This is a genomic window from Bartonella sp. AP88XZML (assembly GCF_042195565.1).
Taxonomy (GTDB): domain Bacteria; phylum Pseudomonadota; class Alphaproteobacteria; order Rhizobiales; family Rhizobiaceae; genus Bartonella.
In genome coordinates this window covers 1-5,745 of sequence record NZ_JBHIOQ010000097.1, presented here as the reverse complement: position 1 = coordinate 5,745, position 5,745 = coordinate 1, and the positions used below count along the sequence as shown (strand labels likewise).

General features: G+C 43.0%; 4 protein-coding genes and 1 pseudogene. All 5 read right to left on the bottom strand.

Features of this window, described 5'->3' with window-relative positions:
* Positions 1-155: 155 nt before the first annotated feature.
* A complete protein-coding gene (locus ACFIK2_RS09000; protein WP_375677201.1) occupies positions 156-1,481 on the bottom strand; it encodes a phage tail protein in 1,326 nt (441 codons plus the stop codon).
* 174 nt (positions 1,482-1,655) lie between these two features.
* Positions 1,656-2,669 carry a phage tail protein gene (locus tag ACFIK2_RS08995; protein ID WP_375677200.1) on the bottom strand — a complete coding sequence of 338 codons (1,014 nt, stop codon included), beginning with the start codon at positions 2,667-2,669 and terminating at the stop codon, positions 1,656-1,658.
* An 8-nt stretch (positions 2,670-2,677) separates the two neighbouring features.
* A complete protein-coding gene (locus ACFIK2_RS08990) occupies positions 2,678-3,682 on the bottom strand; it encodes a phage tail protein (protein WP_375677199.1) in 1,005 nt (334 codons plus the stop codon).
* 12 nt (positions 3,683-3,694) lie between these two features.
* Complete coding sequence (locus ACFIK2_RS08985) at positions 3,695-4,342, bottom strand: transglycosylase SLT domain-containing protein (protein ID WP_375677198.1); 648 nt, start codon at positions 4,340-4,342, stop codon at positions 3,695-3,697.
* A pseudogene (locus ACFIK2_RS08980) lies at positions 4,339-5,745 on the bottom strand (glycine zipper family protein); the annotation flags it as partial. The gene ACFIK2_RS08985 and the pseudogene ACFIK2_RS08980, both read right to left, overlap by 4 nt.

The following is a 5,745-nucleotide window of genomic DNA, read 5'->3' as shown; positions in this document are numbered from 1 at the left end:
CCATCAAGCTCTGTTTTCAATGCTGCTTTCAGTAAATCAAAAACGCCAGTAAGCGGCGCATGTACAAAACCTCCCCCAGAATACAAAACGACCCGTACTTGAGACGGGTCGCTAATCTCTGATATCGCAAACGGTTTTAATGACATTTCAACTCCTCATGTCTTGATCCCATAAATTACACTCACATTAACGGGGCGCGTTTCAACACCACCAACCCTCTCTGCCATGAGATGATGTTCATGATGCTCTCTGTCATTCAGACCTTCTGTTATAGGCATTGAATAATATAAAAAATTAGCAAAGGGGCTCCTGATAAACCAAGGTAAACGCGGCGGCTTGTCTTTTTCTGTAAACCAAAAGGGAGTCTCTACCTGTGGACTTCCTGCTATTTGGTCAAATTCTTGATTACACTTGTCCAAAGCATCCCCACTCAAACCTACACACTCTTCGTCTACAGATCTCTTGCGCCTTGTCACGGGCGCTTCAGTAGAAGAAACATCCCGTTTTTTTCGAGAAGAAAGACCTTCTGATGACGCTGGACCTATAAAATGTTCGTGCGCTTTTAAAGAACAGGATTGTATACTTGCAAAAGAACGCCAAGGGTCTAAATTGCGTTCATTATCAAGTCCCCGTAAAAACATTCCTCGAAAATCGGGAACATTAAACGTCGTGGCGCCATCACCTTCTCCCCACGTCGTCCCTATTACTTCAAACAAGGCTCTATACGTTCTTCGCGAATAAGCCTTCCCATCACATGGCAACCAACCATCTGGCAAGCGCTCCATTGCAAACGGTCCTATCAGACCGGAAGGTAAACGTTTTAAGGAAGAAACTTTGCCCCTTGTCGGGTTGAGAACTTGCCAACCCGTAAGCTCTTCATCATACACAAGCGTATAAAGACAGCCATCTTGTATCTCTCCTCCCGATAAGGCTAATAAACCGGTTTCTGTCGCCTTATAAACGGGCTTACCGNCATCTGGCAAGCGCTCCATTGCAAACGGTCCTATCAGACCGGAAGGTAAACGTTTTAAGGAAGAAACTTTGCCCCTTGTCGGATTGAGAATTTGCCAACCAGTTATATCTTCATCGTAAATAACGGTATAAAGACAGCCATCTTGTATCTCTCCTCCCGATAAGGCTAATAAACCGGTTTCTGTCGCCTTATAAACGGGCTTACCAGCTAAATTATTTAAAGCAATTGTTGTCGCCCCAACATTCTTGCCCTTCGCTTTAAAACAAACCGATATGCCATTCTTATACTCTAAAAATGCCGATTGGCTTAGAAGCCTTATCACGCTCGTCTTTTGGTTATTATCAACCGTAACAATGCTTTCAAGCNCCGATATGCCATTCTTATACTCTAAAAATGCCGATTGGCTTAGAAGCCTTATCACGCTCGTCTTTTGGTTATTATCAACCGTCACAATCCCTTCAAGAACACCCCCCGTATCCGATAAATACTCACTTACCCGTTGCATCATAAAACGAGNACACCCCCCGTATCCGATAAATACTCACTTACCCGTTGCATCATAAAACGAGCGCTATTATTAACCGTGTTAGGGTGCTGTCCCTCTGACCAATTAATTAAAGCATCAGCACCACCATTCTCAGATGCCGTTAAAGACCAATCATAAATCGTGGACATCTAAACCTCACGTCTTGATTCCAAACACAACACTCATATTAATCGGGCGCGTCTCACTTACACCTGAACGAGCCCAAACAACATCGCGCATATGAAGGTGGGAATGGGGAAAGGCGAGCTTATGGTGCACGCGTATATCCTCTGCTCTCACGCCCAAACGTTCAGCAAGCTTCAATCTTTGCTGGTCATTCAACACATATCCCCAGATGATCGTCATATCACCATGCCAACTCTCTTCCTGATTTTCATCATTCAAAATCGTAAAGGATTGACCACTATGATCATGCTTTCTCATTGCGTCATTTTGTAAAGTGCCAAGATAACGAAAGCGGTCTATCTCGCGCTCATCATCAACACCTCGTAAAAAAACACCACGCAAATCGGGAACATTAAACTTCGTCCAACTATCAGCGCCTCCCCACCTGATCCCTATCGCTTCATAAAGAGCAGGATAATCACTACGCAAATAAGCCTTCCCATCACATGGTAACCAGCCATCTGGCAAAACTTGCATCCCAAAAATCCCTATCGTCCCTGGTGGATCAACAGGGATAACCGGCTCTTGCGATAAAGAGAGAGGCGTAGGATTTAAAACTTGCCAAGCATGATCCCTATAAACCAAGCTATAAATGCATCCCCTTTGAAGCTCGCCCCCAGATAAAACACGAATGCCTAATTCCGTCGCCTTGTAAACAGGTTTAGCCGCCAAATCATTCAAGGCAATTGCGGTTTCCCCAACATTCTTGCTCTTCGCTTTAAAACAAATTGATATCCCATTCTTATACTCTAAAAATTGCGATTGGCTTTGAAGTCTTATCAACGTCGTCTGGTGTTCAGTATCAACCGTAAAAGTGCTTTCAATCACACCACTCGTATCCGATAAATATTCACGCACACGCTGCATCATCACACGAGCACTATTATTCAGACTACTAGGACGTTGTCCTTTTGACCAATCAATCAAATCATCACAATAGGCATTCAAGGAGGCATTGAAAGACCAATCATAGATCGTCGACATCTTACACCTCATGTCTTAATCGCAAACAGAACACTCACATTAACTGGACGCGTCTCGCCTTCACCAGTGCTCTCCAAAACAACCTCTTGGTTCTCATCAAGAGTATGAGAACTTACAATGTAGCCCCCTAAATTCTCACGCTCTATGCCCATAAAATTCGCTAGAGAACTCCCCCCAAACAAGCCTAGACGATAGCCCAACACATCCGTCGTATTCCCATCCCAAAAGTTTTCGTTGCTGGTAAAATGAGACATCGAAAGGCTCTGTCCTTGATGTTGATGCGACTCGATTAAATCTGTTTGCACACTTGCAAAAGAACGCCCCTCATCAATATTGCGCCCTCCATCAAGCCCCCGTAAAAACATCCCTCGAAAATCGGGAACATTAAATGTCGTGGCGCCATCACCCTCTCCCCAAACCGTTCCTATCGTCTCAAATAAATCACGATAATCACGACGCAAATAAGCCTTCCCATCGCAAATTAACCAATCCTTTGGAATCCCACGCATGCCAAACGTTCCTATAAAACCCGTGGGATAAAGACTGCTTTCTTCTTCTTCTAAAGGGAGTGGGGTAGGATTAACAAGATGCCAATGATCTCCATTATAAAACAATGTATAAATGCACCCTTGTTGGATTTCGCCTCCTGATAAAGGACCAACCCCTAATTCTGTTGCTTTATAAACCGGCTTGCCATCTAAAGAATTAAGGGAGACTGTGGTTTCTCCAACATTCCTACCTGTCGCCATAAAACGCAAAACAATCCCATTCTTATACTCTAAAAATTGCGATTGGCTTTGAAGACGTATCGTACTCGTTTGTTGTGCATGATCATTGGTAACAATCCCTTCAAGCGCACCACCCGTATCCGATAAATATTCACGCACGCGTTGCATCATCACACGGGCGCTCTTATTCACACTGCTAGGATGCTGCCCTTCTGACCAATCAATTAAAGCATCACAACGCGTATTATCCGACGCTCTAAGCGACCAATCATAAATCGTTGACATTTCTCGTGAATCCTAGCTTCTGTAAAATGGTCCGTAAAACGCCCGCATGAATTGCGTCATCAAAGGATTATCATCATCATCACTCTCTTCTTCTTCCGAAGCCTCTTCTTGTGATGCTAATAATGCCCTTAAAACCTCTAAAAAGTTGTCTCTATTTCTAATGCCACCATGCGCTGTAGGACTTGCTCTATGAGGCTGCCCCCCATACATCTGTAATACACGGTTGACAAAATCACTTGCACGCATAGCGTTGTTTCCACCATTCAAGCCAACCGCATTGCTCCCAACAATTTGCGCCGCATTGGCATGGGGATTTTGAAGAAGCCGCGCGGCTCCCCCTGCTCCTTGTTGATGTGCTAAATACAATTCCGCTTCACTAGGCGCTCTTCCCAAAAGGCGGCTTAAATGATTGCGATTATCAAGCGTCAACCGCCCCATGGCATCAGCTGCTTGCATGGGATCAAACCTATCCTGCAAACCATATTGTTTGGCGGTGCTGTCTATAAATTGATACAACCCACCAGCAGAAGAACGGGGATTCCTTGCATTCGGATTGCCTCCACTTTCCACTTGCGCAACACGGTACAAATAGCTTTCTGGCAAACCATAACGCGCTGCTGCTTGACGGATCGCTTCATCTACCGGACTAGAACGGGTCATTGAACCTTACTCCTTAAAAATCTTCCCGCTTCTCCTGCCATTACCGAAGAAATGAAATGCCACAAATGGTCACTAACGATTCCTGCTTTATGTAATCGTATAAATCTTTGTAACATTTGAGCAACTTCCTGCTGGTTCATACCTTTAACGCCAAAAGTTGCTAATTTCGCTATATCTCGTTCAAGTATTTGTCTCTCTTTTTGAGGTAATTTCCTAATCGTATCAGATAAAATATTTTGTGTAATCTTTGCCCCTGCACGTGCTGTACTAACTTTCCCGTACGGTAGATTAACACCTGTTAAATAATTAGGTTCGGGCGTTCCCTGAAACGGTTTTAGGGCTCTTTGCGCCGCATCTTCATAGAACCTTTCATCCTCTACAGCTTTTCTAAACCCATGAATGTTTTTAGAGCTTAAAGATCTGCTTAGATTATCTGACATACGACCCGTTTGTAAAATATTCGAAAGTCTATTAACAGGACGCGAACCTTTTAATAGATCATCAATATAGTCTCTCATCCCTACATGATAAGTATTGAGACCACTAGACATTGCTCCTTTACGAAGACCTTCTTTAATCCCCTCTCCAGAAACATCTCTCTGTACAATGTTTTTGCCTTGTTCTATCGCTTCTTGAAAACCTTTATATTTTTCTACACTAGCCCGCGCTGCTTTGTAAGTAGAGGAGATTTCATCCGTTATCTTTACCAAATTATTCTTAAGTATTTGGTACCCTGTAGCCTTTTGTTTATCACCAAAATTCCGGGACTTTTCGATTAAATCATCAATAGATTTCTTCGTTTGATCTAATAACGCCATTGTGGGTTTATAGTTTATATGGATAAAATCTTTATCATAAAATCGTTGAGCAATTGCTGTGCGCGGGTCTCCTTCTAAGGTGTCAACTGCTTCTTTTACAGCGTTTTGAAACCATTTATTTTTGAAAAGCCTATTAAGAGCTGGATAATGCTTTTTTGCTATGGGAGTTTGCATTGCTTCTGCATAAAGATGTTTATATTCTTTTTCTCCTTGCTCTTGAAGCACCCTTTTTAAAACTTTCGTATCTTGAAGAGGTGTAATGTTTTCATCTGCCGATTGACCAATACGGTGAATAGCATTCTGCACTCGTTCCCCATGTGCTCCTTTCAAAAGTTCAGAAACATGCACATTTGTCTTCCCCATATTCGCAAGGGATACTTCTAAATTTGGACTAATATCTGTCAAAAATGCATGACGGGGCGCAGAGCCAAGACGCTCTGCAACATTCTCAACACCATCATCATATAATGTTTTTGCAACTTCCCTAACGGCTTTGGTTTCAACTTCCTTATGAGCAGGATTAAAATGCCCTCCTTTCATAAAGGGAATATAGGGAACATGTTGCAATCCCCTTGCCATTTTTTT

Bases quoted from the DNA above. Each gene is read 5' to 3' on its own strand.
- ACFIK2_RS08995 (WP_375677200.1), bottom strand. From the start codon at position 2,669: ATGTCGACGATCTATGATTGGTCTTTCAATGCCTCCTTGAATGCCTAT.
- ACFIK2_RS08990 (WP_375677199.1), bottom strand. From the start codon at position 3,682: ATGTCAACGATTTATGATTGGTCGCTTAGAGCGTCGGATAATACGCGT.
- ACFIK2_RS08985 (WP_375677198.1), bottom strand. From the start codon at position 4,342: ATGACCCGTTCTAGTCCGGTAGATGAAGCGATCCGTCAAGCAGCAGCG.